This is a genomic window from Pseudomonas sp. H1_D04 (assembly GCF_054683855.1).
The window spans coordinates 3,864,228-3,887,806 of sequence record NZ_CP162826.1 but is presented as its reverse complement, the minus strand read 5'-3'; the positions used below and the strand labels follow the sequence as shown (position 1 = coordinate 3,887,806).

Here is a 23,579-nt window from a genome sequence, read left to right as displayed (position 1 = left end):
GAGATTTTATGCGTCGCGCCTTGCTTTTCGCTGTTGCGCTATTCGCCTTGCCTGCCGTGCAGGCAGCCGACCTTCACCCCTTCTCCGCCAGCTACACCGCCGACTGGAAACAGTTGCCCATGAGTGGTTCGGCTGAGCGCAGCCTGACCAAGAACGACAACGGCTCGTGGACCTTGAATTTCAAGGCATCCATGATGATCGCCAGCCTGACCGAAACCAGCGTGATCCGCTTCGACAAGGACACCCTGCAACCCGTGAGCTACAGCTTCGAACGTGGCGGCCTGGGCAAGGCAAAGAAAATCAACCTGGACTTCGACCAGACCGCCAAGAAAGTCACCGGTTTTGAAAACAAAGACCCGGTGAACGTGGCCATGCAAAGCAACATGCTCGACAAGTCGACCTACCAGCTCGCATTACAACGCGATGTGGCAGCCGGCAAGAAAAGCATGAGCTACAACGTGGTTGAAGGGACCGACGTCGACACCTACGACTTCCGCGTGATCGGCCCGGAAAAGGTCCAGACTAAGGTAGGCTCAATCGACGCGATCAAGGTCGAGCGCGTGCGTGACCCGACCCAAAGCAAGCGCATCACCCAGATGTGGTTTGCCAAGGAACAGGGCGGCATCCTGGTCGCCCTGCGTCAGGTTGAGACCGACGGCAAGGAATACAACATCATGCTGCAAGACGGTACCGTTGACGGCAAGGCTGTCAAAGGCAACTGATTGCGCGGATAAGCTGAACAAGAGCCTCGCTGAATGCGGGGCTTTTTTTCGTCTGACGGTTTTGGGTTCAAGTGTCTGCCATCATCGGGAGCAAGCCCCCTCCCACATTTGAACTGCGAACACTTTCCCCTGTGGGAGGGGGGCTTGCTCCCGATGGCGCCGGCATGACCAACACAGCCCTATCAGGCTGCCGCCCAACATGAAACTTCTGTCATAAACCGCCAAAGCGGTTTACTTAGCAAACTAACAAATCGTATAAAAAGACCTGCGACGACTTGCCGCATACCCACCAGAAATTGGAGCAAGCAGATGACTGTAAAAGTAACTGAACGCGACGATGCACATATGTCCCACGAAGCGCTGGGCCATGGGATTCACATCTGGGATGTACACCAACAAGACCTGCTGGTCGGCATGTTTCACAACGAGAGCGACGCTCACAATTATAAAAACGAGCTTGAGTCGCTTGAGATGAAACGCCAGGCACAAAGCTCCTGAATATTCGCAGGATTTCGGCACAAGGCCCACGCAGCCCGAAGCCTGAAAACACAAACCCCGCCTTTTGAGCGGGGTTTGTTGTTTTGAGAGGTACTGCTTACCACTCAGGTGCTTGAACGCTTTACCACATCAGATCATCCGGGATCTGGTAAGCCGCGTACGGATCGTCCTCATCCGGCACCTGGCTTTCTGTGAGGATGTTGAGTTGCACAATGCGCTCTGGTGCGCGCTCCTGAATCTTCAGCGCCGCTTCACGCGGGATCACTTCGTAGCCGCCGCCGTGGTGCACGATCGCCAGGGAGCCGTTGCTCAGCTTGTTACGCATCAGCGTGTTGACCGACAGGCGCTTGACCTTCTTGTCATCCACGAAGTTGTAGTAATCCTCGGTGGTCAGCTTGGGCAGGCGCGAGGTTTCGATCAATTGCTTGACCTGAGCCGTGCGGGCCTTGGCCTCGGCTTTTTCCTGCTGCTGGCGATTCAGCTCCTGGTCACGTTTGACCTTTTCGGCGTGTGCCTCGGCAGCCAGGCGTGCCTGGGTGTCATCGACCTCGGCTTGGCCTTTGTGGACCAGGCGCTGCTGCTTCTGTTTCTCTTTGCCGACCTGCTTGGCCTGCTTTTGGTTGACCAGACCTGCTTTGAGCAACTGGTCGCGAAGGGAAAGGCTCATGGTGCTTACTCACTTAGGCAACTGCTCAACCGCAGCTGGACACATTCTTTTCCTGACGTTTGGCTTCGCCCCATAGGGCGTCCAACTCTTCGAGGGTGCAATCTTCTATGGGACGACGGGTGTCGCGCAATGCCTGTTCGATAAATCGGAAACGTCGTTCGAACTTGGCATTGGCGCCACGCAGTGCGGTTTCCGGGTCAACCTTGAGGTGACGGGCCAAGTTGACCGCCGCAAACAGCAGGTCACCGACTTCGTCGGCAATGGCTACCGAGTCATTATCGGCCATGGCCTCGAGCACTTCATCCAGTTCTTCGCGCACGTTGTCCACCACCGGCAAGGCAGACGGCCAGTCGAAACCGACCTGGCTGGCGCGCTTTTGCAATTTGGCGGCACGGGATAAGGACGGCAGCGCCGTGGGCACATCATCCAGCAGGGAAAGCTGCTCTGGTACATCGGATTTTTCCGCACGCTCCTCGGCTTTGATCTGCTCCCAGCGCTCCTTGACCTGCTCTTCGCTCAACTGTGGGATATCCAATGGCGCATACAGATCACCGGTGGGGAACACATGGGGATGACGCCGGATCAGCTTGCGCGTGATGCTGTCGATCACGCCGGCAAATTCGAAACGCCCCTCTTCCCGCGCCAACTGGCTGTAATACACCACTTGGAACAACAGGTCGCCCAACTCGCCTTGCAGGTGATCGAAGTCGCCGCGCTCAATGGCGTCGGCCACTTCATAGGCTTCTTCGAGGGTGTGCGGGACGATGGTCGCGTAGGTTTGCTTGAGGTCCCACGGGCAACCATATTGCGGGTCCCGCAGGCGGTTCATCAGGTGCAGCAGGTCTTCAAGTGAATACATCTTTCTGTGTCCGATCAGTGTGGGAGGGGGCTTGCTCCCGATAGCGGTGCGTCAGCCACCAGATGCATCAACTGACAGCCTGCTATCGGGAGCAACCCCCCTCCCACATTTAGCCTGCATTCATTCCGCGAATCATGGTGTGCGGTTACGCCGTGTCTCTATGATGTTCGGCAACTGGGAAATCCGCCCCAGCAACCGGCCCAATGCGTCCAACCCCGGGATCTCGATGGTCAGGGACATCAACGCGGTGTTGTCCTCTTTGTTCGAGCGGGTGTTGACCGCCAGCACGTTGATCCGCTCATTAAGCAGCACTTGCGAGACGTCACGCAGCAAACCGGAACGGTCGTAGGCACGGATGATGATGTCCACCGGGTAGGTGAGCACCGGCACTGGGCCCCAACTGACCTGGATAATCCGCTCCGGTTCGCGCCCGCCCAGTTGCAGCACCGAGGCGCAGTCCTGGCGGTGAATGCTCACGCCACGGCCCTGGGTGATGTAACCGACGATCGCATCCCCCGGCAGCGGCTGGCAGCAGCCGGCGATTTGCGTCAGCAGGTTGCCCACGCCCTGGATCTGGATATCACCGCGCTTGCCAGGCTTATAGCCGGTGGCTTTACGGGGGATCAGCTCAAGTTGTTCGTTGCCGCGTTCCGGCTCGACAAGTTGCTGGGCCAGATTGACCAGTTGCGCCAGGCGCAGGTCGCCGGCACCCAGGGCGGCGAACATGTCTTCGGCAATCTTCATGTTGGCCTTTTCGGCCAGCTTGTCGAAGTCCACCTGCGGCAGCCCCAGGCGAGCCAGTTCGCGCTCAAGCAGGGTCTTGCCGGCGGCGACGTTTTGGTCGCGCGCTTGCAATTTGAACCAGTGGACGATCTTCGCCCGTGCCCGCGACGTGGTGATGTAGCCTAGGTTCGGGTTCAGCCAGTCGCGGCTCGGCGTGCCGTGTTTGCTGGTGATGATTTCGACCTGCTCACCGGTCTGCAGGCTGTAGTTGAGCGGTACGATACGCCCGTTGATCTTGGCGCCCCGGCAGTTGTGGCCGATCTCGGTGTGAACGCGGTAGGCGAAGTCCAGCGGCGTCGAGCCCTTGGGCAGGTCGATGGCGTGGCCGTCGGGGGTGAAAATGTAGACCCGGTCCGGTTCGATATCCACACGCAGTTGTTCGGCCAGGCCGCCGATGTCGCCGAGCTCTTCATGCCATTCCAGCACTTGGCGCAGCCAAGAGATTTTCTCTTCGTACTGGTTGGACCCGGCCTTAACGTCGGTGCCCTTGTAGCGCCAGTGCGCGCACACGCCCAGCTCAGCCTCTTCGTGCATGGCGTGGGTGCGGATCTGCACTTCCAGTACCTTGCCTTCGGGGCCGATCACGGCGGTGTGCAGAGAGCGATAGCCGTTTTCCTTGGGGTTGGCGATGTAGTCGTCAAACTCCTTGGGAATGTGACGCCACAGCGTATGAACGATGCCCAGCGCGGTGTAGCAGTCGCGCATTTCCGGCACCAGCACGCGCACCGCACGCACGTCGTAGATCTGGCTGAAGGCCAGGCCCTTGCGCTGCATTTTGCGCCAGATGGAATAGATGTGCTTGGCACGACCACTGATGTCGGCGTCGACCCCGGTGGCCTGCAACTCGGAGCGCAACTGGCCCATCACGTCGCTGATAAACCGCTCGCGATCGAGCCGCCGCTCATGCAGCAGCGTGGCAATCTGTTTGTATTGATCGGGTTCCAGGTAGCGGAAGGACAAGTCCTCCAACTCCCATTTGATATGGCCGATGCCCAAGCGGTGAGCCAGGGGGGCGTAGATGTCGAAGACTTCGCGGGCAACGCGGTTGCGCTTTTCGTCGTCGGCGGTTTTTACCGCACGGATCGCGCAGGTGCGTTCGGCCAGCTTGATCAGGGCGACGCGTACGTCGTCGACCATAGCGACCAGCATCTTGCGCAGGTTCTCGACTTGGCCCTGGGTGCCCAGCACCATGGACTGGCGCGGACTGAGGCTCGCGCTGATGGCCGCCATGCGTAGGACGCCGTCAATCAGCTTGGCCACCACTGCGCCGAAACGCTGGCTGACCGTCGGCAACTGGACGTGCCCTTCACGAACGCCGCGATAGAGCACGGCGGCGATCAGCGAATCCTGGTCCAACTTGAGATCGGCAAGAATCTCGGCGATTTCCAACCCGGTGCGAAAGCTGGAAGTGCCTTCAGCCCACAGGTTCTTGGCCGCATTGTCTTGCTGCTCAGACTCGCGAGCGAACTCGCAGGCTGCTTTCAAGGCTTCACGGTCCAGTGCCGGGTCGACACTGATGGCATGATCCAGCCATGCCTCCAGGTTGATACTGCCGTCGGTGTTGATCGGCTGGTGTGCTCTCACCTGTACCATCTTGCTTACCTTCCCTACGACGCACCTTGGATGCGCCAAAAATCATGCCGACCTTTTGCTGCAAACTCCCTGGCAGTTCACGGCCTTGGAGAATGCAGGCCAGTCGGATTAAACGGGCATCCTAGCCCGCTTCAAATAACGCCATCGCCTCGACATGCGCCGTCTGCGGAAACATGTCGAGGATCCCGGCCCGTTTTAGCCGGTAGCCTTGCTTGACCAACTCAACCGTGTCCCGCGCCAGCGTCGCCGGGTTGCAGGACACATACACCAGGCGCTTGGCCCCCAGGGTGGCGAGCTTGCGCACAACCTCTTGGGCACCATCGCGGGGTGGATCCAAGAGTACCGCAGAAAAGCCCTGTTTGGCCCAATCCGCGTCAGTCAAAGGCTGGGACAAATCGGCCTGAAAAAACTGCGCATTATGCAAATTGTTGCTGATGGCGTTCTGTGCAGCCCGGTCCACCATGGTCTGCACCCCTTCCACTGCCACCACTTCACGCACCTGTTTGGCCAGTGGCAGGGCAAAATTGCCCAAGCCGCAAAATAGGTCCAACACCCGTTCATCAGGTTGCGGCGCCAGCCAGTCCAGGGCCTGGGCAACCATCGCCTCGTTGACCCCGGCGTTGACCTGGACAAAATCTCCCGGCCGGTACGCCAACTCCAAGTCCCATGCGTCCAATCGGAAACCTAGTGACTGATCGGCCTCAAAGGGTTCCGGCTGGCCTTCGCCATGCAGCCACAACTGGGCTTCATGGAAGCTACAAAATTCTTTCAGGATCAGCAGGTCCGCCTCCGACAACGGCGCCATATGCCGCAGCAAGACGGCGACGGACGAGCCACTGAACAACTCAACATGGCCCAGTGCCTGAGGTTTGCTCAGACGACGGAGCATGTTGGGCAAACGCTGCATGATCGGCTGCAAGGCCTGTACCAGCACAGGGCAATCATCGATGGCGACGATGTCCTGGCTGGCAACGGCGCGGAAACCCACGTCGAGTTTTTTTGCCTTGGCATCCCAACGCACCGCCACGCGGGCACGGCGCCGGTAACCGAACTCCGGGCCGCTCAACGGTGCGGCCCACTCTTGCGGTTCGACACCGGCCACGCGGGACAGTTGCTCGGCGAGCATGCGCTGTTTCAGGGCGAGTTGTTCGTTGTGGGGCAAGTGCTGCACGCTGCAACCGCCACAGCGGCCGAAGTGCGCGCACGGTGCAGGACGGCGCAGTTCACTGGCCTTGAACACCCGCTCGGTGCGGGCCTCGACCACTTTGCCGTGGGTACCCAACACCCGCGCTTCGACTTCTTCGCCGGCCAGCGCGCCATTGACGAACCAGGTGCGGCCTTCAAAAAAGACGATGCCACGGCCATCGTTGGCCAGGCGCTCAATGGTCAGGCGTTGTTTCTTGCCCACTGGAATCTGTGGGGCCCGGCTGCCGCCCGTCGGTTGGAAGCGCAGGCCTCTCTCGTGCTTGGCCATCAGTTGGGTTCGTCGAAAATGCCGGTCGACAAGTAACGGTCGCCTCGGTCACAGATGATCGCGACGATCACCGCGTTTTCCACTTCCTTGGACAAGCGCAACATACCCGCCACGGCACCGCCGGACGACACGCCGCAGAAGATGCCTTCTTCACGGGCCAGTCGGCGGGTGGTGTCTTCGGCTTCGCGCTGGGCCATGTCGATGATGCGATCCACGCGGGTCGCGTTGTAGATCTTCGGCAGATACTCTTCGGGCCAGCGGCGAATACCTGGGATAGCCGCGCCTTCCATCGGTTGCAGACCAACGATCTGGATCGCCGGATTCTGCTCCTTGAGGTAGCGCGAGTTGCCCATGATGGTGCCGGTGGTACCCATGGAGCTGACGAAATGGGTGATGGTGCCTTGGGTCTGGCGCCATATCTCCGGGCCGGTGGTGGTGTAGTGCGCCTCGGGGTTGTCCCCATTGGCGAACTGGTCCAGCACCTGGCCACGGCCTTGGGCGGCCATGCGCTCAGCGAGGTCGCGGGCGCCTTCCATGCCTTCTTCCTGGGTGACCAGCACCAACTCGGCGCCATAGGCGGTCATCGCCGCCTTGCGCTCGGCGCTGCCGTTGTCGGGCATGATCAGCACCATCTTGTAACCCTTGATCGCGGCGGCCATGGCCAGGGCGATGCCGGTGTTACCGGAGGTGGCTTCGATCAGGGTGTCACCGGGCTTGATCTGCCCACGCAGCTCGGCGCGGGTGATCATCGACAGCGCCGGGCGGTCTTTTACCGAGCCGGCCGGGTTGTTGCCTTCGAGCTTGAGCAAAAGGGTATTGCTGGTTTCACCCGCCATGCGTTGCAAGCGGACCAGAGGCGTGTTGCCGACGCAATCGGCGATTGTAGGGTACTGCAAGGTCATGGCGTATTCGCAATCCAGACTGCGGGGCGCACATCATACCGGGAAAGGCCGGCGGGCCATATCACGCAAAGTGTGGTGCTTATGGCTTAAAGGAATAAGCGGAAAAGAGGGTGAGCTTGGGGACCCCATCGGGAGCAAGCCCCCTCCTACACTGGACCGCATTCTCATGCTGGAACTCGGTCGAATGTGGGAGCGGGCTTGCTCCCGATGGCCGCGCCTCGATACCCCACCTAGCCCAAATGCCCATCGCCATGATTTCTCCGAAAGACCTCCTCACCCATCGCTGCAATCTGCCCTTCGATCAATGCATCAAACGGCTTGAGCAACGGTTCAAACGACACCGGCGCCTCCAGCACTTGCAGCGCCTGCACAATCGCCTCCACCGTCGACAACGCCCCTGGCCCGGGCGCCTTGCGCAGTCGATAGCGGGACACGGCGGCCTCAGCCAGCGTCACCCGAGGCAACGCCGCCAGCAAGGGATTGAGGTGCAAGAGCTTGCGCGCCTTGCGCCAAGTGCCGTCAGGCACCACCAGCAACAGCGGCTGAGCCCCTGGCGCGTAGGCTTGCAGCGGCTGGGCATCGTCAGCAGGAAACAACAGCCTCGCCTGGTAGCCGGGCGGGTTCAACAGGGCCTGCAAGTCATCAAAGACCTCGCCCACCACCAACTGCGCATTGTTCAATCCCAGCGCCGCCAACCGCGCGGTATTGAGCGCATGGTTGACCTCGCTCGGGTGCTGCAACAGCAATACGCGGGTGCGGCTATCGAGGTTGGGGATCAGCGCGCACAAGCAATGGGCAGTGGGCCTGAGGCAACGGGAGCATTGGGGTCTGGACATGGTTCTTCAGGCCTGATTGAGCTGGGCTTTGAGCAAATCGCGGAAGGTCTGGATCAGCGGCTCACGGCTGCGGCCCCGGCGCATGATCATCGAAAATGGCGCTTGATAGCCAAAGGTGGCTGGCAGCAATACGCGCAGGTCGCCCTTGTCGGCCCAGGCCTGGGCGTAATGCTCCGGCAGGTAACCAATATAGGCGCCGGACAGCACCAAGATCAGCTGCGCCTCCATACTTTCCACCGTGGCGGCGCTGTGCTTGAAGCCGTGGCGCGCGAGTTCCGCCTGGCTCCAGTAGCCGCGTCCGACCATGCGTTGCTGGGTGATCACTTGTTCGGGAATGCGTCGCTCATTGAATAAAGGATGCCGCGTGCTGCAATACAGCCAATGCTGCTCGCGATAAAGCGGCATGTAGATCAGCCCGCTCATACGGTTGGAGAAGGCGCCGATGGCCAGGTCGAGGCGGTTGTCCTGCACACCCAATTGCAATTCGTACGGGCTCATCACCGAGAGATGCAGATGCACCGCCGGATGTTCCAGGCTGTAGGCGCCGATCACTTCGGCGAACGGCAGGGCCTTGTCGCTGACGGTGGAATCGAGCACGCCAAGCTTGAGGGTGCCGCGCAACTCCCCTTTGAGCGCGGCGGCGTACTGCTCGAAGCCTTCCAGTTCACCGAGTAGGCGCAAGGTTTCCTGGTGAAACAACTCGCCCTTGCTGGTGAGGCTGAAGCCGCCGCGCCCGCGATGGCACAGCACCAGGCCCAACGCGCTTTCCAACTGGCTCATATAGGTGCTGATGGCCGACGTGGACAGGTTGAGTTCGTGCTGGGCGTTGGCGAACCCCTGGTGGCGCACGACGCTGACGAAGATGCGCAGGAGTTTGAGGTCGGGCAAGGCGTTGGCCATGGTCGGCTCCGGGTAAGGACCGGGGCAGTTTACTCGCGTGCATTAGTTTAGAAAAACCTGAACTAAGTATTTGCCTCTGCCGATTCTTCCCTTCCTTCGCATTTCGCAGAATCGGCCCCTAATAAACAAAACAACGATGAGGCAATCCCGTGGACAAGATCTTCCACCAACCACTGGGCGGCAACGAAATGCCGCGCTTCGCCGGCATCGCCACCATGATGCGTCTTCCCCACCTGCAATCGGCCAAAGGCCTGGACGCTGCTTTTGTCGGCGTGCCCTTGGACATCGGCACCTCGCTGCGTGCCGGCACCCGCTTCGGGCCGCGTGAAATCCGCGCCGAATCAGTGATGATCCGCCCGTACAACATGGCCACCGGCGCAGCACCGTTCGACTCGCTTTCCGTGGCTGACATCGGCGACGTGGCGATCAACACCTTCAACCTGCTCGACGCCGTGCGCATCATCGAAGAAGCCTACGACGAGATCCTAGAACACGATGTGATCCCCATGACGCTGGGCGGTGACCACACCATCACCCTGCCGATCCTGCGGGCGATCCACAAGAAACACGGCAAGGTCGGGCTGGTGCACATCGATGCCCACGCCGACGTCAACGACCATATGTTCGGCGAGAAAATCGCCCACGGCACCACCTTCCGCCGCGCCGTGGAAGAAGGCCTGCTCGATTGCGACCGCGTGGTGCAGATAGGCCTGCGCGCCCAGGGCTACACCGCGGAAGACTTCAACTGGAGCCGCAAACAGGGCTTTCGCGTGGTCCAGGCGGAAGAATGCTGGCACCACTCCCTCGCGCCGTTGATGGCCGAAGTGCGGGAGAAAGTTGGCGGCGGCCCGGTGTACCTGAGCTTCGACATCGACGGCATCGATCCCGCCTGGGCCCCCGGCACAGGCACTCCGGAAATCGGCGGGCTGACCACTATCCAGGCCATTGAGATCATCCGTGGTTGCCAGGGCCTCGACCTGGTTGGTTGTGATCTGGTAGAAGTTTCGCCGCCCTACGACACCACCGGCAACACCTCGCTGCTCGGCGCCAACCTGCTGTACGAGATGCTCTGCGTACTGCCCGGCGTGGCGCATCGCTGATGAGCTCGCACGAGGTGCTGCAAGCCGCCGCCGACCTGGTGGCGGCCTTCGCCCGCAATGACCGCGCCGCCTACTTCGGTGCGTTCACGGCCGATGCCAGCTTTGTGTTCTACACCCTCCCCCAACCGCTGCTCAGCCGCGATGCCTACCAGGCGTTGTGGGACAGCTGGCGCGCGGACGAGGGCTTCGAGGTGCTGTCCTGCACGTCGAGCAACCCGTCTGTCAGCCTGCAAGGTGAGGATGTGGCGATATTTATTCATGACGTGGCCACCGAGTTGCGCATGAACGGGGAGCAATTTTTCAGCCAGGAACGCGAGACCATTGTCTTCAAACGGCAAGGGCTACGCACACAACAAAAACAAGGCCTGTGGCTGGCCTGTCACGAACATTTGTCCGCTGTGCCGGAAGGGCTGCCGCCCCCTTAGCCAATGTGATCGGAGCTGATCATGAATAATAAAAACAACGAAAACAGTATTCGCAAGATTGAAACCAACGGGGTCGAACAGATTCCGGACCACGAACGTACCGCCAACCCCAAGGATCTGTTCCGTCTGATCTTCGGCGGTGCCAATACCTTCGCCACTGCCGTGCTGGGCTCCTTCCCAGTGCTGTTTGGTTTGTCATTCCAGGCCGGTGTCTGGGCCATTGTGCTGGGCGTGCTGCTGGGTGCTCTGATCCTGGCGCCTATGGGCTTGTTCGGGCCGATCAATGGCACTAACAACGCGGTGTCTTCCGGTGCGCACTTTGGGGTGCACGGGCGGATTGTCGGTTCGTTTCTGTCATTGCTGACGGCAATTGCCTTCTTCTCACTGTCGGTGTGGAGTTCAGGCGATGCGCTGGTCGGAGGTGCGAAACGTCTGATTGGCCTGCCGGAAACCGACCTGACCCTGGGCCTGGCCTACGGCCTGTTCGCCCTGCTTGTCCTCACGGTGTGCATCTACGGCTTTCGCTTCATGCTGTGGGTCAACCGAATTGCGGTGTGGGCGGCGAGCCTGCTGTTTTTGCTGGGGATCTTCGCGTTCGCGCCAGCCTTTGACAGCCACTTCTCAGGCAGCGTCGCCATGGGCCAGACCGGCTTCTGGGCCGCGTTTATCGGCGCTGCGCTGGTAGCCATGAGCAACCCGATTTCCTTCGGCGCGTTCCTCGGAGACTGGTCACGCTACATCCCCCGTGAGACGCCGAAAATGCGCATCATGCTGGCAGTGGTCCTGGCGCAAATCGCTACTTTGATCCCGTTCCTGTTTGGCCTCGCCACCGCGACCATCGTGGCGATCAAGGCACCGGATTACATCGCAGCCAACAACTATGTCGGTGGCCTGCTGGCGGTTGCACCCACCTGGTTCTTCCTGCCGGTGTGCCTGATCGCGGTGATCGGCGGCATGTCCACCGGCACGACCTCGCTTTATGGCACGGGGCTGGACATGTCCAGCGTATTCCCGCGCCTGCTGTCGCGGGTCAAGGCCACGCTGCTGATTGGGGTGATGTCGATTGCCTTCATCTTTATCGGACGTTTCGCCGCCAACCTGGTGCAGAGCGTGTCGACCTTCGCCGTGCTGATCATCACCTGCACCACGCCGTGGATGGTGATGATGATCATCGGCCTGATCGTGCGCCGCGGCTTCTACTGCCCGGATGACCTGCAAGTGTTCACCCGCGGTGAAACCGGCGGGCGCTACTGGTTCAGCCATGGCTGGAACTGGCGCGGGCTGGGGGCCTGGATTCCGAGCGCGTTGGTGGGCCTGTGCTTCGTCAACCTGCCGGGGCAGTTTGTCGGGCCGCTGGGCAATTTGGCCGATGGCATCGATATCAGCCTGCCGGTAACGCTGGGGTTGGCGTCAGTGGTGTACCTGACGTTGTTGCGTGTGTTCCCGGAGCCGGTCTCTGTTTATGGACCGACTGATCCACGCAGCAAGAGCATGGATTCGCTCGCTAAACCGGCGATGCAACACGCCGCCTGACCTCATAAAAAAGATAATCGGAGACTCGCCGTCATGGCTTTGGATTTATTCGTCGTACTCATCTACGCCGCCGGCATGCTCGTGCTCGGCTATTACGGCATGCGCCGCGCCAAGACCCACGAAGACTACCTGGTGGCCGGGCGCAACCTGGGCCCGTCGCTGTACATGGGCACCATGGCCGCGACGGTATTGGGCGGAGCGTCCACCGTCGGCACCGTGCGCCTGGGTTATGTGCATGGCATCTCCGGCTTCTGGCTGTGCGCCGCGCTGGGCATGGGAATCATTGCGCTGAACCTGTTCCTGGCCAAGCCGCTGCTCAAACTGAAGATCTTCACCGTTACCCAGGTCCTGGAAAAACGCTACAACCCCATGGCTCGCCAAGCGAGTGCGGTGATCATGCTGGCCTACGCGCTGATGATCGGCGTAACTTCGATCCTGGCCATCGGCACCGTGCTGCAAGTGCTGTTCGGCCTGCCGTTCTGGATCTCGGTACTGCTGGGCGGCGGCGTGGTGGTGGTGTACTCGACCATCGGCGGCATGTGGTCGCTGACCCTCACCGACATTGTGCAGTTCGTGATCAAGACCGTTGGCCTGATGTTTATCCTGCTGCCGATCTGCCTGTACCGCGTAGGCGGCTGGGATGAACTGGTAGCCAAGCTGCCGGCGTCGAGCTTCAGCTTCACCGCGATCGGCTGGGACACGATCATTACCTACTTCATGATCTACTTCTTCGGCATCCTGATCGGCCAGGACATCTGGCAGCGGGTGTTCACCGCCCGTGATGAAAAAGTCGCCAAGTACGCGGGCACCTTCGCCGGTTTCTACTGCATCCTTTACGGCCTGGCCTGTGCACTGATCGGCATGGCGGCCCACGTACTGATTCCGGACCTGGACAACGTCAACAATGCGTTTGCGGCCATCGTCAAACTGTCTCTGCCGGACGGCATCCGTGGGCTGGTGATCGCGGCAGCACTGGCGGCGATGATGTCGACGGCCAGCGCCGGCTTGCTGGCCGCCTCCACCGTACTGACCGAGGACCTGCTGCCGCGTTTGCGTGGTGGTAAGCAGTCGAGCCTCAACATCAACCGCCTGTTCACGATGCTGACCGGTATCGCCGTGCTGGGTATCGCGCTGGTGGTCAGCGATGTAATCAGCGCGCTGACCCTGGCCTATAACCTTTTGGTCGGCGGGATGTTGATCCCGTTGATTGGCGCGATCTTCTGGAAGCGCGCGACCACGTCGGGGGCGATTACGTCCATGACGCTGGGCTTTGTGACGGCGCTGGTGTTCATGTTCAAGGATGGGCTGGATGCGAACACGCCGATTTACTACAGCTTGGCGGTTGGGCTGGTGAGTTTTGTGCTGGTCAGTTTGTTGTCCCGGCGGCCGGAGGCGATGGCGACTCGGGTGGTTTGACGCCTCACAGAATCAAGAGCGGTTTCTTCAGCGGGCGCGACGTCGGATGTCGCGCCCGTTTTTTTATCGTCCAACTGACAGGTTTTGGTTTGCCTGGATGATTTCCTGGACCAGGGAAGCCCATACCAATCCTTGGGTTGTGCCTCCGGCATAGGTGCCTCCGGCGGCGATTTGATGATGGGCGGCCCAATAAACGATCGAAAGTCCATCTGAGGTGCCGGGCCTGGCACATTCGACAATATGCAAGTCGCCACTTTCGATTGCACTGCAATAAGACATTGGAAAGTGAAGAGAAACAGCGGCCAGACAAGCTGCCAGGATCTGCTCTTTGTGCTCCGGCGCCGAATCGGGCGGGACCTGTCCACCGGAGACGAGAATGCAGTGCCCGTCCAAGCGGCAATTCATGACACCAATTGGCAGATCGTATTGAAGCTTGAGCCCCCGCATTTCAGCGCCTTCATTACCCACAGCAGGCAGCTTGAAAAACCAGCCGATGATCGCGATAACCTCTGGCTCCTCTACGCCCATGGCACTGACGACGAAATGTTCTTTGCTCAGCTCAGCAATTTGGACACGGCTCAGATGCTGAGGCTGGAACTGAACCCCAGAGCACTGCAACAGCACCTCAATCTCATCCATTAGGTGAACAAATTCCACATCGTAGCCTGATACTTCAATAGCCCTTCCGACTCCATGGATGCCACAAAGCGCGTGGAGTTGTTGTGGGCTGATTTCTCTGAGCTCACCTCCAGGTTTGCCACTAGGCCACGGTCTGCTTTCGATCTCGCGTTGCTCGCGTATTGCGGCATCTACTTCACTGGTTGTCTCCGTATAAGCGCGCACAACCCGCGCTCGCGCAAATTGCTCCAGTGATGGGTTGTCAGCCAGAAATTTTTCAAACAACTCAATGCCGGCGCGGTTGCACTCAATGGCCAGATACTGATTTCCTGGAAGTAAATAGTCGTTATGTGGCGGCTTTGCAGTCGTCTCAGTTGCTGAAAGATGGCGCATATTCATACGCTTATGGCTGGCACCATCACTGTCCCGATTGCCTCCATAGACTGTTACCTGATAATTCGCCAAGCGAAACATCACGGCCTGGAGCATGCCGTTGATCCCTCTGCCGATGATTGATACACGGGGCGCATCGGCATGTGCATGCAGTGTGGGGATCGTCAGTGAGCGTGCAAGTTTGCGCCTGACAAGGCCACGCAGGGCCATCAAGCTCAATTGAACAGCGACGGCATAATCAAGGTCGCAATGGCAGGCTTCGGTGGTTGCCGCCTGTGCAGTCAGCGTCGCCGGTCTGCGCCAGGTGGCGACACTGCAACCGAGCGCTTGTGTACGCATCCGAAACGCCTCCAATGTCGCAGGCCCGTAATCCAAGACAAGTTGGACGTCTTCAGCCAGTGAAAGGGATTGCAACGCATCGTCGCTGAAGACATCTGGTTTGGAGACGCAGATCAGACGCGCCTGCCTGTGCATACATTGAATCAGGGCCCGATCAATGCGATGGGCAGACTCATCATTCAGGGATAAACAAATGGCGATAGAACGGGCCCCTTGCAGTGCCTCGGACCAGTCCGCCACAAATGAGACTCGGCTATCTGGACACGCCTGGCTGCGTGGACTCAACACTTTGATCCGAACATGCGGATCTCGATCAAGTAATAACTTGACCAGCTCTTTCCCCACATTTCCGTAACCCAGGACGCAGATGTCTTGGGGTGTAGAGCCATCGGCAAGTGTCAGCCAGTGCGCGATATAAGCCGCAACGTGCGGCGCGTTGACCCCAGGTGTGTTGACCACTCGAATGCCGTTTGACTCGCATAAATCCAACCGCACCTTATCCAGACTTGTGCCTCGGCGAATCAGACAGAGATCTCCAAATGGGTGGCTTAAACGCCATAGGTCAATGACCTCCCCATCGATAACCTGATCTCCAATAATGATCGTTGATGGGCGCACGAGCCCGATCTGTAGCAGCAGCGCTTGCTTGGTTGAGTTCGGGGGGAAAAACACTACGTTGCTGGGTGCATCAGCCTTCCAACGGCTCGACGTAGGTGCGATATGTAAAATATTTTCGGTAGTGGCGATGAGTGACGCGGCAACTGGCGGAACGTGAGAGAGCAGCATAGTTTCGTCTCCAACAATTCTGGCTGACTAATGCCTGGAGATAGGAGTTAAATAAGTTGGGGCCAACACTTTAAACACTCAAAGCCCTAAAACTCACTCTTCATAAACCCGTTTTCTTCAGGAAGCTTTATATCAGTAAGCGGTACAAATCATTACTTAACGAAACTCAAACTACTCCGATATTTCAAACTAACTAACCCAACCGCTTCTGATAAACGGGTAGTCCAATTCCGGTCTTAAAAAAGCACAGCCTGAATGGCACGCTCACTTTCGGACTACAACCCGTGTCTACGAGGCGTTACCCAACGAATATGTTCGGGAGGAATTTACTGCATCAGATGCACGCGGATGCTGCACCTGTTTTCCCTGAGCTCACCCAGCTGCCATTAGTCGGAACTGATAGTTATCACAGTAGAAGGACCGCTGAGGGCCGTAATAGCCTGACATGGCCATTTCAAATCTGAAGAAATTGGCTTGGCTACCCGATAACCCATGAGGTGATGAAATGAAACAGCGCGATCCTAGCTACCCCGCTGCGTCAACAGTTCCACCGCAACTTAAGACAGGCGACCGCGTGCATATAAACGGCCCCCACGCAGGCGTCTGTACTGGAATATACAAGCTCATGCTTTATAAAAACGGGACTTCATTTGCCACACTGCCCATAGAACGAGCATTTAAAGACTGGTTCGGCTTTGAAGTTCACGGAAGTTTCAATGGTGAGATGGAGGTGAAGGGCCATTATCACGATTGCGCCACTGACGAGGAGCACATACATAGCTTCGGGTTTACCGAAGTCAGTAAAGGCGAATGACGCAACTCACACGTCGTACAGCCATCCGATTTACCTGGCAGCGCTCCCACGACATAGAGAGGTATTCATCGCGCGAGCGCTCCCCGGGCCTCATCTGCGACGTGGGCGACGCTGCTCGTCATCCGTACGAATCGGCACCGGCTGCAGCGGAGGCTCGATCAAGCCCAGTGCAACGCCCAGATCATGGAGCCAGTTTTGGATTTTCTCTTTCATGGTTTGCCCCCTTTGAGGGTAATGCTTGTAGGCGCAAGCTATGTCGCCTTTTCCTACACTGATAGTAGCCCTAAGTCCTACATATTGCTTGAACGAAACCACAACGAACTATTACTGAATTCATCCGAATTCTGACGGACCGGTCAGGCAATGGCGCGGGTGTCTTTCATTACCGTCGCCTGGCCCTCTTGCTGCAAGTCGATCCACGCATTGAGGTTAGCGCCGAGCATACCCTTTCGCCACATCAACCAGGTGGTCGCAGTGGCAAAATGCCCTGTCAGTGGATGAACGGACACGCTGTCCTTGCCTGGCAGGCTGTCGAGCATGGCTTGGGACATCAACGCCACTCCTGAACCGGCAATCACGCAAGCGAGCATGCCTTGATATGACTCGATCTCAATCGCCCGTCCCATGGCTACGCGCTCGTGGGAAAACCAGCTCTCCAGGCGTGTGCGATAGGCGCAACTGCGTCGGAACGTAAACACCGAGCGGCCGGCAACATCCTGGGGACCACGCACGGGTGGGTGGTCGGCTTCACAGATCAGCACCAGTTTTTCCTCGCATAACTGCACGCCGTCCAGGCTGGCGATGGTCAGCGGGCCGTCCACAAACGCTGCGTCCAGACGCCCCGTGATCAGACCTTCCAGCAACTCACCACTGGGTGCTGACTGCACCTGCAGATTCACCATTGGGTAGGCCTTGTGATAACGCGCCAGCAGCTTGGGCAAATGCACTGCTCCAGTGCTGTACATGCTGCCCAGAACAAAGTCGCCGGCCGGTTGCCCACCTTGCACGGCGCCATGGGCTTCATCGTGCAGTGCCAGCAGACGGGTGCTGTAGTCCAGCAATATCTTGCCCGCCGGAGACAGCTGCAAGCGCTGACGTTCGCGCAGGAACAGCTCTACACCGAGCTGTTCCTCCATCTGTTTGAGTCGGGTCGATAGGTTTGACGGCACGCGGTGCAGGCGCTCAGCCGCGCGGGTGATGGACCCCTCTTCCGCCACGGCCTGGAAAATGCGCAATTGACTGAACTCCACGACTTTCTCCAAAACTGAATAAGTTACTCAATATTATTCAATTTTACAGAAAGTCAACACACCTTAGGCTGAGGGTCATTCGTTTCTCAGCAGGACACCTGACCATGTCACCCCTGATTCGCTTACTCGCCAGCTCCATCGCCCTGATGATGGCCATGGGCATTGGCCGCTTCGCCCTCACCCCACAAATGCCCCACATGCTTAGCGAAGGGCAGATCGACCTGACCGACGCCGGCCTGATCGCCGCCGCCAATTACCTCGGCTACTTCGTGGGCGCGGTGGATTCGATTTTCGCCCGCGGTCACCGCCATGTACGCGGTCGGCTGTACGGTGGGCTCTGGTTATGTGTGCTGCTGACCTTTGCGTCCTCCTGGGCCCATGGGTTCTGGCCCCATCTGCTGTTGCGCTTTGGCACTGGCGTGGCAAGTGCCTGGGCATTGGTGATGATCACTAGCTTGAGCCAGCCGCTGGCGCTCGCCGCCGGACGCCCGCGTCTGGGTGCTCTGGTATTTGCCGGACCGGGCCTGGGGATTCTGTTGACCGGGCTATTGGCGCTCGGCTCAAACCTGCTGGGGCAAAACTCCGCCACGTTATGGTTGATCTATGGCGCTGTGGCGCTGCTCATGCTGCTGGCGATCCTGCCGTTTTTGCCGCAGCCCTGTGCCAGCGCCCCTGGCGCGGGTCATAGCGACGCGGGCAGCAACGGCAGCATCACGCACCTGTGCTGGATTTATGTGCTATTCGGACTGGGTTACATCATTCCAGCGACCTTCCTGTCACAGATGGCCAGCGCCCAGTTCAAAGGGGCCTGGCAGGCCGATCTGTTCTGGCCGTGCTTTGGCCTGCTGGCAGCGATTGGCGTGGGCGTGGCGACTCTGCGTCGCAAAGATCCAGACGCTACTCGCCGCTGGCTGATGACAACGCTGTGGCTGCAAGCGGCCGGAGTGTTCACGTGCTTGCTGGGCAATGGCTGGGGGTTGGCACTGGGCGTTCTGCTTTGCGGCGGTCCGTTCCTGGCCTGTATGCAATTGGTGATGGCGCGCTTGCGGGATGTGGCGCCCCACGGCTACCAGCGCAGCACCGGTCTGCTGACCGCCAGCTTTGCCATCGGCCAATTGAGCGGGCCCTTATTGGCGTCGGCGAGCAGCCATCTAAGCGGCGGCCTGCAACCGGCATTGGTGATTGCCGGTACAGGCCTGTTCTTGGCGGGGGGGATATTGGTCAGCCAGCAACCAAAGGCGCTTGCGTGCGCACCTGTTCGCGCCGTGACAGCGCCAGGAAAAACAGCCCTCCCAGGAAGCAGCCGGTAAACCAGGCGAAGTTGGCCATGCCCTGTAACGCCGGTGTGAAGGTGATCGCGACGCCCACCAGTGTTGCGGGCACCAGCGCCTTGACCGCTGTCCAGTTCACGCCGCCGTCGAAGTAATAGCGCCCGCTTGGGCTGTCATCGAACAGCGCATCTACATCGATTTTCTGTTTTTTGATCAGGTAGAAATCTACCAACAGAATCCCAAACAGCGGCCCGATAAACGCCGCGAGGATATCCAGGGTGTAGTGGATCATCAGCGGGTTATTGAACAGGTTCCATGGAGTGATAAAGATCGAGGCTACTGCTGCGATCATGCCCCCGGCACGCCAGCTGATTTTGCTTGGCGCGACGTTGGCGAAGTCAAACGCAGGGGACACAAAGTTGGCGACGATATTGATACCGATGGTCGCGGTCACAAAGGCAAATGCGCCAAGCAGCACGGCCATGTTGTTGTCGATACGCGAAACCGTGGCGATCGGGTCGTGGAGCATTTCGCCAAACACCGGCAAGGTGCCAGAGACGATCACCACCGTCACCAGGGAAAACGCCAGGAAATTCACCGGCAGGCCCCAAAAGTTTCCGCGTCGCACGTCCTGCATGCTGCGGCAGTAGCGGCTGAAATCGCCGAAATTCAGGGTTGGCCCAGAGAAGTACGACACCACCAGCGCCGTGGCTACGATCACTTGGCCGAACGCTTGCCAGCCCGACAGGGACTTTTCCGACAGAGTAAAGCTGATGTTCGACCAGCCAGCCTTCCACACAATCCAGCCAGCCAGGGCAAACATCACCGCATATACCACCGGCCCCGCCCAATCGATAAAGCGGCGGATAGACTCCATGCCGGCCCAGAAAACTGCAGCTTGCAGTACCCACAGGCTGAGGAAACCAAACCAGCCCAGGTAGGACAGACCGGCGAAATGCGGTTCTGCATACACCGCCATCTGTGGGAAAAAGCGCAACACCACGATGATCAAAGCGCTGGACGCCAGATAGGTCTGAATCCCGTACCAGGCCACGGCAATCAGGCCACGAATCACCGCAGGAATATTCGCGCCAAACACACCAAATGCGAGCCGGCAGATGACTGGATAAGGAACGGCGGCCTGCTGGCTAGGCTTAGCCACCAGATTGGCGATCAATTGCACGATGCAAATACCCGCGAGCAAGGCGATCAACACCTGCCAACTGGCTAGCCCCAAGGCGAACAGACTGGCAGCGAATACATAACCACCGACGCTGTGCACGTCACTCATCCAGAAGGCAAAAATGTTGTACCAGTTCCACTTCTGCGGCAGTGGGCCCAGATCCTGGTTGTACAGGCGCGGGCTATAGCCTTTGGGCAATTGTTCGGTCATCGCTGGGCTCCTCGTAATACCGGCCTGCGCTTCCGTCACGGGGATGCATACGGGAGGCGGCCAGGTTTGTATACGAGACAGTCAGCAGAATGCGTGCCAATAGCACACAATCCCTCTACGACGGTGCTCCAAAGGCGCTTATGACGGTTTAGTAGCGGGGACCGCGCTCAGCAACGGTGCACATAAATCCTGTACACAATCATCGGTGCACCCGATGTGCACACACGTGTCCAACCGTGCAACACACCGCTGTCAGGAAGGTGCCCCAGGCCATGTCCATCAGGGCCAAGCTCGCAGACCAGCCTTGCAGTGTGGCCCAGTTGCTCAGGTCATAGGTGCCATAGGCCACCAGACCCAGCAAGGCACCCAGACGCGCTGCGCGTTGCCAGTTGATGCTTGGCAAGACCACGAACACCACACAACCGAGGACATACAGGAGATAGAACAGCACTGCGGGCAATAGGCGGGGCTGATCAAGCATCAGCGGGCCCAGCAAGGATTTGTAGGTAGGGCCCATGAGGACGCCGAGCCAGAGGCCGTCGAGCACCAGAAAAGCAAGCAAGGTGCCGAGGTAGGCGAACAACGATTTTTTAGACATCAAGCGGACCTCTGTAGGAGCGAGCTTGCTCGCGAAAATATCTCAGGCCCATCGCGGTATCGGATGTACCCTTTTCGCGAGCAAGCTCGCTCCTACAGAAGAGCAAACCCTACTCAGCTTAGTTCAATGCGATCCGCGTGAATCACGATCTGACCCTGCTTGTAGAGCGCACCAATAGCTTTCTTGAAGTTACCCTTGCTCACGCCGAACAAGTTGCTGATTACTGCCGGGTCGCTTTTATCGCTGACCGGCAACGTGCCGTTGTTTTCGCGCAACTTGGCGAGGATCTTCGAGTTGAGGCTGGAGGCCGCTTCCTGGCCGACCGGTTGCAGGCTCAGGCTGATGTTGCCATCGGCGCGGATCTCTTTGATGAAGCCTTTCTCTTCCTTGCCGGGACGCAGGAACTTGAACACTTCGTTCTTGTGGATCAGCCCCCAGTGTTTGTTGTTGATGATCGCCTTGAAGCCCATATCAGTGGCTTCGGCCACCAAAAGGTCGACTTCCTGGCCCACAACGTAGTTGGCCGGCGTCTTGTCCAGGTAGCGGTCAAGGCGCGCGGTGGCGGTAATACGCTTGGTGTGCTTGTCGAGATAGACGTGCACCACGCAGTATTCACCGGCGGTCATCTGACGTTTTTCTTCCGAGTACGGAAGCAAAAGGTCCTTTGGCAGACCCCAATCGAGGAACACGCCAATACTGTTGACTTCCACCACTTTCAAACTGGCAAATTCGCCGACTTGAACTTTGGGTTTTTCGGTGGTGGCGATAAGTTTGTCATCGCTGTCCAGGTAAATAAAAACGTTAAGCCAGTCTTCATCTTCACTGGGAATATCTTTTGGGATATACCGATTAGGCAAGAGGATTTCGCCATCTTGCGCACCATCAAGGTACAAACCGAAGTTAGTGTGTTTAACCACTTGTAAGCTGTTGTAGCGCCCGACTAGAGCCATTTCCAATACCCTCATTGCGTGGGCGGCATTCTACCCGAGTTGCGCCCGCGACGCGCGCACGCCTGAAAAATCGCGGCCTGGCATGGCCCTACGATGGCATCGCTCCGCTCGTCCGATCATTCGACTGAGTTTTGCCCTTCCACCAGCACTGCTTTGCTAGGTGGTTTCGAGTCAAAACAGTAAGTTAGGGCCTAATTTCAACGATGAACTTCGTTTATTTCTAGCCTTGCTACTTATTCCCAGGGGATATTTGCCAAGCAATTGTCAAGTATTTCCTGTACGATGCCTGGCCAAGTTAATTTTCTACAGGTTAGTGGCCGCCATGCGCGTAAAAGCATCCAACAGCAAAGCAAAGCCAGCTCCAGCCGTTGAAACCAGCGAATCGATCAACAGCCAAATCGCTGCTTTCCTCAAGTCCGGTGGCGAAATCCAACAAATTGCAAAAGGCGTGAGCGGCCAGACTTTCGGCCCGTCCAAGCAGATCAGCCTGGGTAAAAAGTAACACCGCGCAAAATACCTGGTCCCTAAGCGTCTTGCCTCCAAGGCGCTAGGACTAGAGCCCGAAACACCCTCCTTCTACATTCAATATTGCGTTAATCGACGAACGGGCCTCATCGCCTGGCATTCGCCGGTATCCTTGCACACGTCTAGCACGGGCATCTGCCCGATTTTCTCCGTTACTGCTCCTCGCTTTTCATGGAGTGAAGCATGCTCAAATCCTGCATTTTTCTGGTCAGCACATTAGTGGCTTGCCCCCTTGCCGAAGCGCAGATCTTCCAGCGCGAATTGGGCGACTTCGACCTGAAATTAGGCACCACCCCCAGCCGCAGCATGGCACAGGGCCTGGTCAAGCCGACCTCGCCGGGCAGCGACTCTTTCCACGGGGGGTTAGACCTCAGCCACAACAGCGGCCTGTACTTTGGCCAATTCTCGCCAAATATGGGCCTGTCTTCGGCAAGCACCCTCGAAGTCGACTCCTACATGGGCTTCAAACACCCCTTCGACCAGACGCTCGGCTACGAAGTCGGCTTGATCCACTACAGCTACCCAAAGCTCAGCCCCCTCGACAGCCAAGAGTTCTACGGTGGTTTGAACCTGTTGGGCAATCGTTTCGGTGCCTCCTTCAGCAACGACCCGGACCGCCAGGACAGCACCCTCTTCGCCGACCTCGGCGGCACCCAACCCTTCGGTATCGGCGTCAGCATGAAGTACACCACCCACCAATTGGGCACTCCAGCTTCGGTGGACGGCGGCACCATCAGCAGCTTCAGCGACTGGTCGGTTCAGTTCTCCCGCGCCTGGAAGGGCATCGACTTGGACCTGATTTACAGCGACTCCAGCCTTAGCGGCGGCGACTGCTCGGCGTACTCCGGACACAATTCGCAATGCGACGGGCTGTTGACGTTAAAGGCCGCGCGGTCGTTTTATTGATGGGCTGAACTGTAGCGCCTGGCGCGGG

The 23,579-nt window shown here is 58.7% G+C and carries 23 protein-coding genes; 10 read left to right on the top strand and 13 right to left on the bottom strand.

The window, feature by feature from the left end; all coding sequences use genetic code 11:
* The first annotated feature begins 8 nt into the window (after positions 1-8).
* Positions 9-722 (top strand): DUF3108 domain-containing protein, encoded by a 714-nt coding sequence (locus AB4N82_RS18030; RefSeq protein WP_122764568.1) that lies wholly within the window; start codon positions 9-11, stop codon positions 720-722.
* Between the two features lie 309 nt (positions 723-1,031).
* A complete protein-coding gene (locus AB4N82_RS18025) occupies positions 1,032-1,220 on the top strand; it encodes a hypothetical protein (protein WP_032887774.1) in 189 nt (62 codons plus the stop codon).
* Between the two features lie 121 nt (positions 1,221-1,341).
* Here AB4N82_RS18025 and AB4N82_RS18020 read toward each other — a convergent pair whose 3' ends face one another.
* The 7 genes from AB4N82_RS18020 to AB4N82_RS17990 all read right to left on the bottom strand — a co-directional run bounded on the left by AB4N82_RS18020 (position 1,342) and on the right by AB4N82_RS17990 (position 9,234).
* Positions 1,342-1,887, bottom strand: coding sequence for a DUF2058 domain-containing protein (locus tag AB4N82_RS18020; protein ID WP_014719402.1), 546 nt, complete (start codon positions 1,885-1,887; stop codon positions 1,342-1,344).
* 25 nt (positions 1,888-1,912) lie between these two features.
* Positions 1,913-2,746 (bottom strand): nucleoside triphosphate pyrophosphohydrolase, encoded by an 834-nt coding sequence (gene mazG, locus AB4N82_RS18015; RefSeq protein ID WP_122764567.1) that lies wholly within the window; start codon positions 2,744-2,746, stop codon positions 1,913-1,915.
* Positions 2,747-2,878: 132 nt separating this feature from the next.
* Entirely contained in the window at positions 2,879-5,122 is a 2,244-nt protein-coding gene (relA, locus tag AB4N82_RS18010; protein WP_122764566.1) for a GTP diphosphokinase, read from the bottom strand.
* Positions 5,123-5,243: 121 nt separating this feature from the next.
* On the bottom strand, positions 5,244-6,596 hold the full coding sequence (rlmD, locus tag AB4N82_RS18005) for a 23S rRNA (uracil(1939)-C(5))-methyltransferase RlmD (RefSeq protein WP_122764565.1): 1,353 nt from the start codon (positions 6,594-6,596) through the stop codon (positions 5,244-5,246).
* Positions 6,596-7,498 (bottom strand): cysteine synthase CysM, encoded by a 903-nt coding sequence (gene cysM, locus AB4N82_RS18000; protein WP_099602994.1) that lies wholly within the window; start codon positions 7,496-7,498, stop codon positions 6,596-6,598. The genes rlmD and cysM overlap by 1 nt, the downstream gene beginning before the upstream one ends.
* A gap of 230 nt (positions 7,499-7,728) precedes the next feature.
* The gene (locus AB4N82_RS17995) at positions 7,729-8,334 is read right to left on the bottom strand and encodes a tRNA-uridine aminocarboxypropyltransferase (protein WP_032887764.1); all 606 of its coding nucleotides are present in this window, start codon (positions 8,332-8,334) and stop codon (positions 7,729-7,731) included.
* A 6-nt stretch (positions 8,335-8,340) separates the two neighbouring features.
* Positions 8,341-9,234 carry a LysR family transcriptional regulator gene (locus AB4N82_RS17990; RefSeq protein ID WP_017134867.1) on the bottom strand — a complete coding sequence of 298 codons (894 nt, stop codon included), beginning with the start codon at positions 9,232-9,234 and terminating at the stop codon, positions 8,341-8,343.
* Between the two features lie 149 nt (positions 9,235-9,383).
* Here AB4N82_RS17990 and speB point away from each other — a divergent pair, with 149 nt between their 5' ends.
* The 4 genes from speB to AB4N82_RS17970 are packed head-to-tail and all read left to right on the top strand — an operon-like array spanning position 9,384 to position 13,708.
* Entirely contained in the window at positions 9,384-10,334 is a 951-nt protein-coding gene (gene speB, locus AB4N82_RS17985) for an agmatinase (RefSeq protein ID WP_032887762.1), read from the top strand.
* A complete protein-coding gene (locus AB4N82_RS17980) occupies positions 10,334-10,759 on the top strand; it encodes a YybH family protein (RefSeq protein ID WP_099602993.1) in 426 nt (141 codons plus the stop codon). Before speB ends, AB4N82_RS17980 begins: the two co-directional genes overlap by 1 nt.
* A gap of 21 nt (positions 10,760-10,780) precedes the next feature.
* On the top strand, positions 10,781-12,292 hold the full coding sequence (locus AB4N82_RS17975; protein ID WP_122764564.1) for a purine-cytosine permease family protein: 1,512 nt from the start codon (positions 10,781-10,783) through the stop codon (positions 12,290-12,292).
* 33 nt (positions 12,293-12,325) lie between these two features.
* Entirely contained in the window at positions 12,326-13,708 is a 1,383-nt protein-coding gene (locus tag AB4N82_RS17970) for a sodium:solute symporter family protein (protein WP_032887756.1), read from the top strand.
* Positions 13,709-13,771: 63 nt separating this feature from the next.
* On the opposite strand, the gene AB4N82_RS17965 is transcribed toward AB4N82_RS17970, so the two are convergent.
* Positions 13,772-15,844 (bottom strand): FAD-dependent oxidoreductase, encoded by a 2,073-nt coding sequence (locus AB4N82_RS17965; protein WP_460102445.1) that lies wholly within the window; start codon positions 15,842-15,844, stop codon positions 13,772-13,774.
* A gap of 505 nt (positions 15,845-16,349) precedes the next feature.
* Here AB4N82_RS17965 and AB4N82_RS17960 point away from each other — a divergent pair.
* Positions 16,350-16,658 (top strand): hypothetical protein, encoded by a 309-nt coding sequence (locus AB4N82_RS17960; RefSeq protein WP_122764562.1) that lies wholly within the window; start codon positions 16,350-16,352, stop codon positions 16,656-16,658.
* Between the two features lie 90 nt (positions 16,659-16,748).
* Here the strand turns inward: AB4N82_RS17960 and AB4N82_RS17955 are convergent, their stop codons facing one another.
* Together AB4N82_RS17955 and ptrR are read right to left on the bottom strand one after the other, a co-directional pair.
* The gene (locus AB4N82_RS17955; RefSeq protein WP_003193089.1) at positions 16,749-16,871 is read right to left on the bottom strand and encodes a PA1414 family protein; all 123 of its coding nucleotides are present in this window, start codon (positions 16,869-16,871) and stop codon (positions 16,749-16,751) included.
* Between the two features lie 143 nt (positions 16,872-17,014).
* Positions 17,015-17,908 carry a putrescine utilization regulator PtrR gene (gene ptrR / locus AB4N82_RS17950; RefSeq protein ID WP_032887750.1) on the bottom strand — a complete coding sequence of 298 codons (894 nt, stop codon included), beginning with the start codon at positions 17,906-17,908 and terminating at the stop codon, positions 17,015-17,017.
* 104 nt (positions 17,909-18,012) lie between these two features.
* Between ptrR and AB4N82_RS17945 the strand changes: the two genes are divergently transcribed.
* Positions 18,013-19,218: an MFS transporter gene (locus AB4N82_RS17945; RefSeq protein WP_122764561.1), complete on the top strand. Its 1,206-nt coding sequence runs from the start codon at positions 18,013-18,015 to the stop codon at positions 19,216-19,218.
* On the opposite strand, the gene AB4N82_RS17940 is transcribed toward AB4N82_RS17945, so the two are convergent.
* From AB4N82_RS17940 to AB4N82_RS17930, 3 genes are all read right to left on the bottom strand, one after another.
* Positions 19,130-20,572, bottom strand: a complete 1,443-nt coding sequence (locus tag AB4N82_RS17940; RefSeq protein ID WP_032887746.1) for an NCS1 family nucleobase:cation symporter-1 — start codon at positions 20,570-20,572, stop codon at positions 19,130-19,132. The genes AB4N82_RS17945 and AB4N82_RS17940 overlap by 89 nt on opposite strands.
* A gap of 199 nt (positions 20,573-20,771) precedes the next feature.
* Positions 20,772-21,170, bottom strand: coding sequence for a DUF2177 family protein (locus AB4N82_RS17935; protein ID WP_032887744.1), 399 nt, complete (start codon positions 21,168-21,170; stop codon positions 20,772-20,774).
* Between the two features lie 113 nt (positions 21,171-21,283).
* Entirely contained in the window at positions 21,284-22,120 is an 837-nt protein-coding gene (locus tag AB4N82_RS17930; RefSeq protein WP_032887742.1) for a CvfB family protein, read from the bottom strand.
* 322 nt (positions 22,121-22,442) lie between these two features.
* Here AB4N82_RS17930 and AB4N82_RS17925 point away from each other — a divergent pair, with 322 nt between their 5' ends.
* Entirely contained in the window at positions 22,443-22,622 is a 180-nt protein-coding gene (locus tag AB4N82_RS17925; RefSeq protein ID WP_003193095.1) for a hypothetical protein, read from the top strand.
* 206 nt (positions 22,623-22,828) lie between these two features.
* Positions 22,829-23,551 (top strand): TorF family putative porin, encoded by a 723-nt coding sequence (locus tag AB4N82_RS17920; RefSeq protein WP_032887741.1) that lies wholly within the window; start codon positions 22,829-22,831, stop codon positions 23,549-23,551.
* The last annotated feature ends 28 nt before the right edge of the window (positions 23,552-23,579 follow it).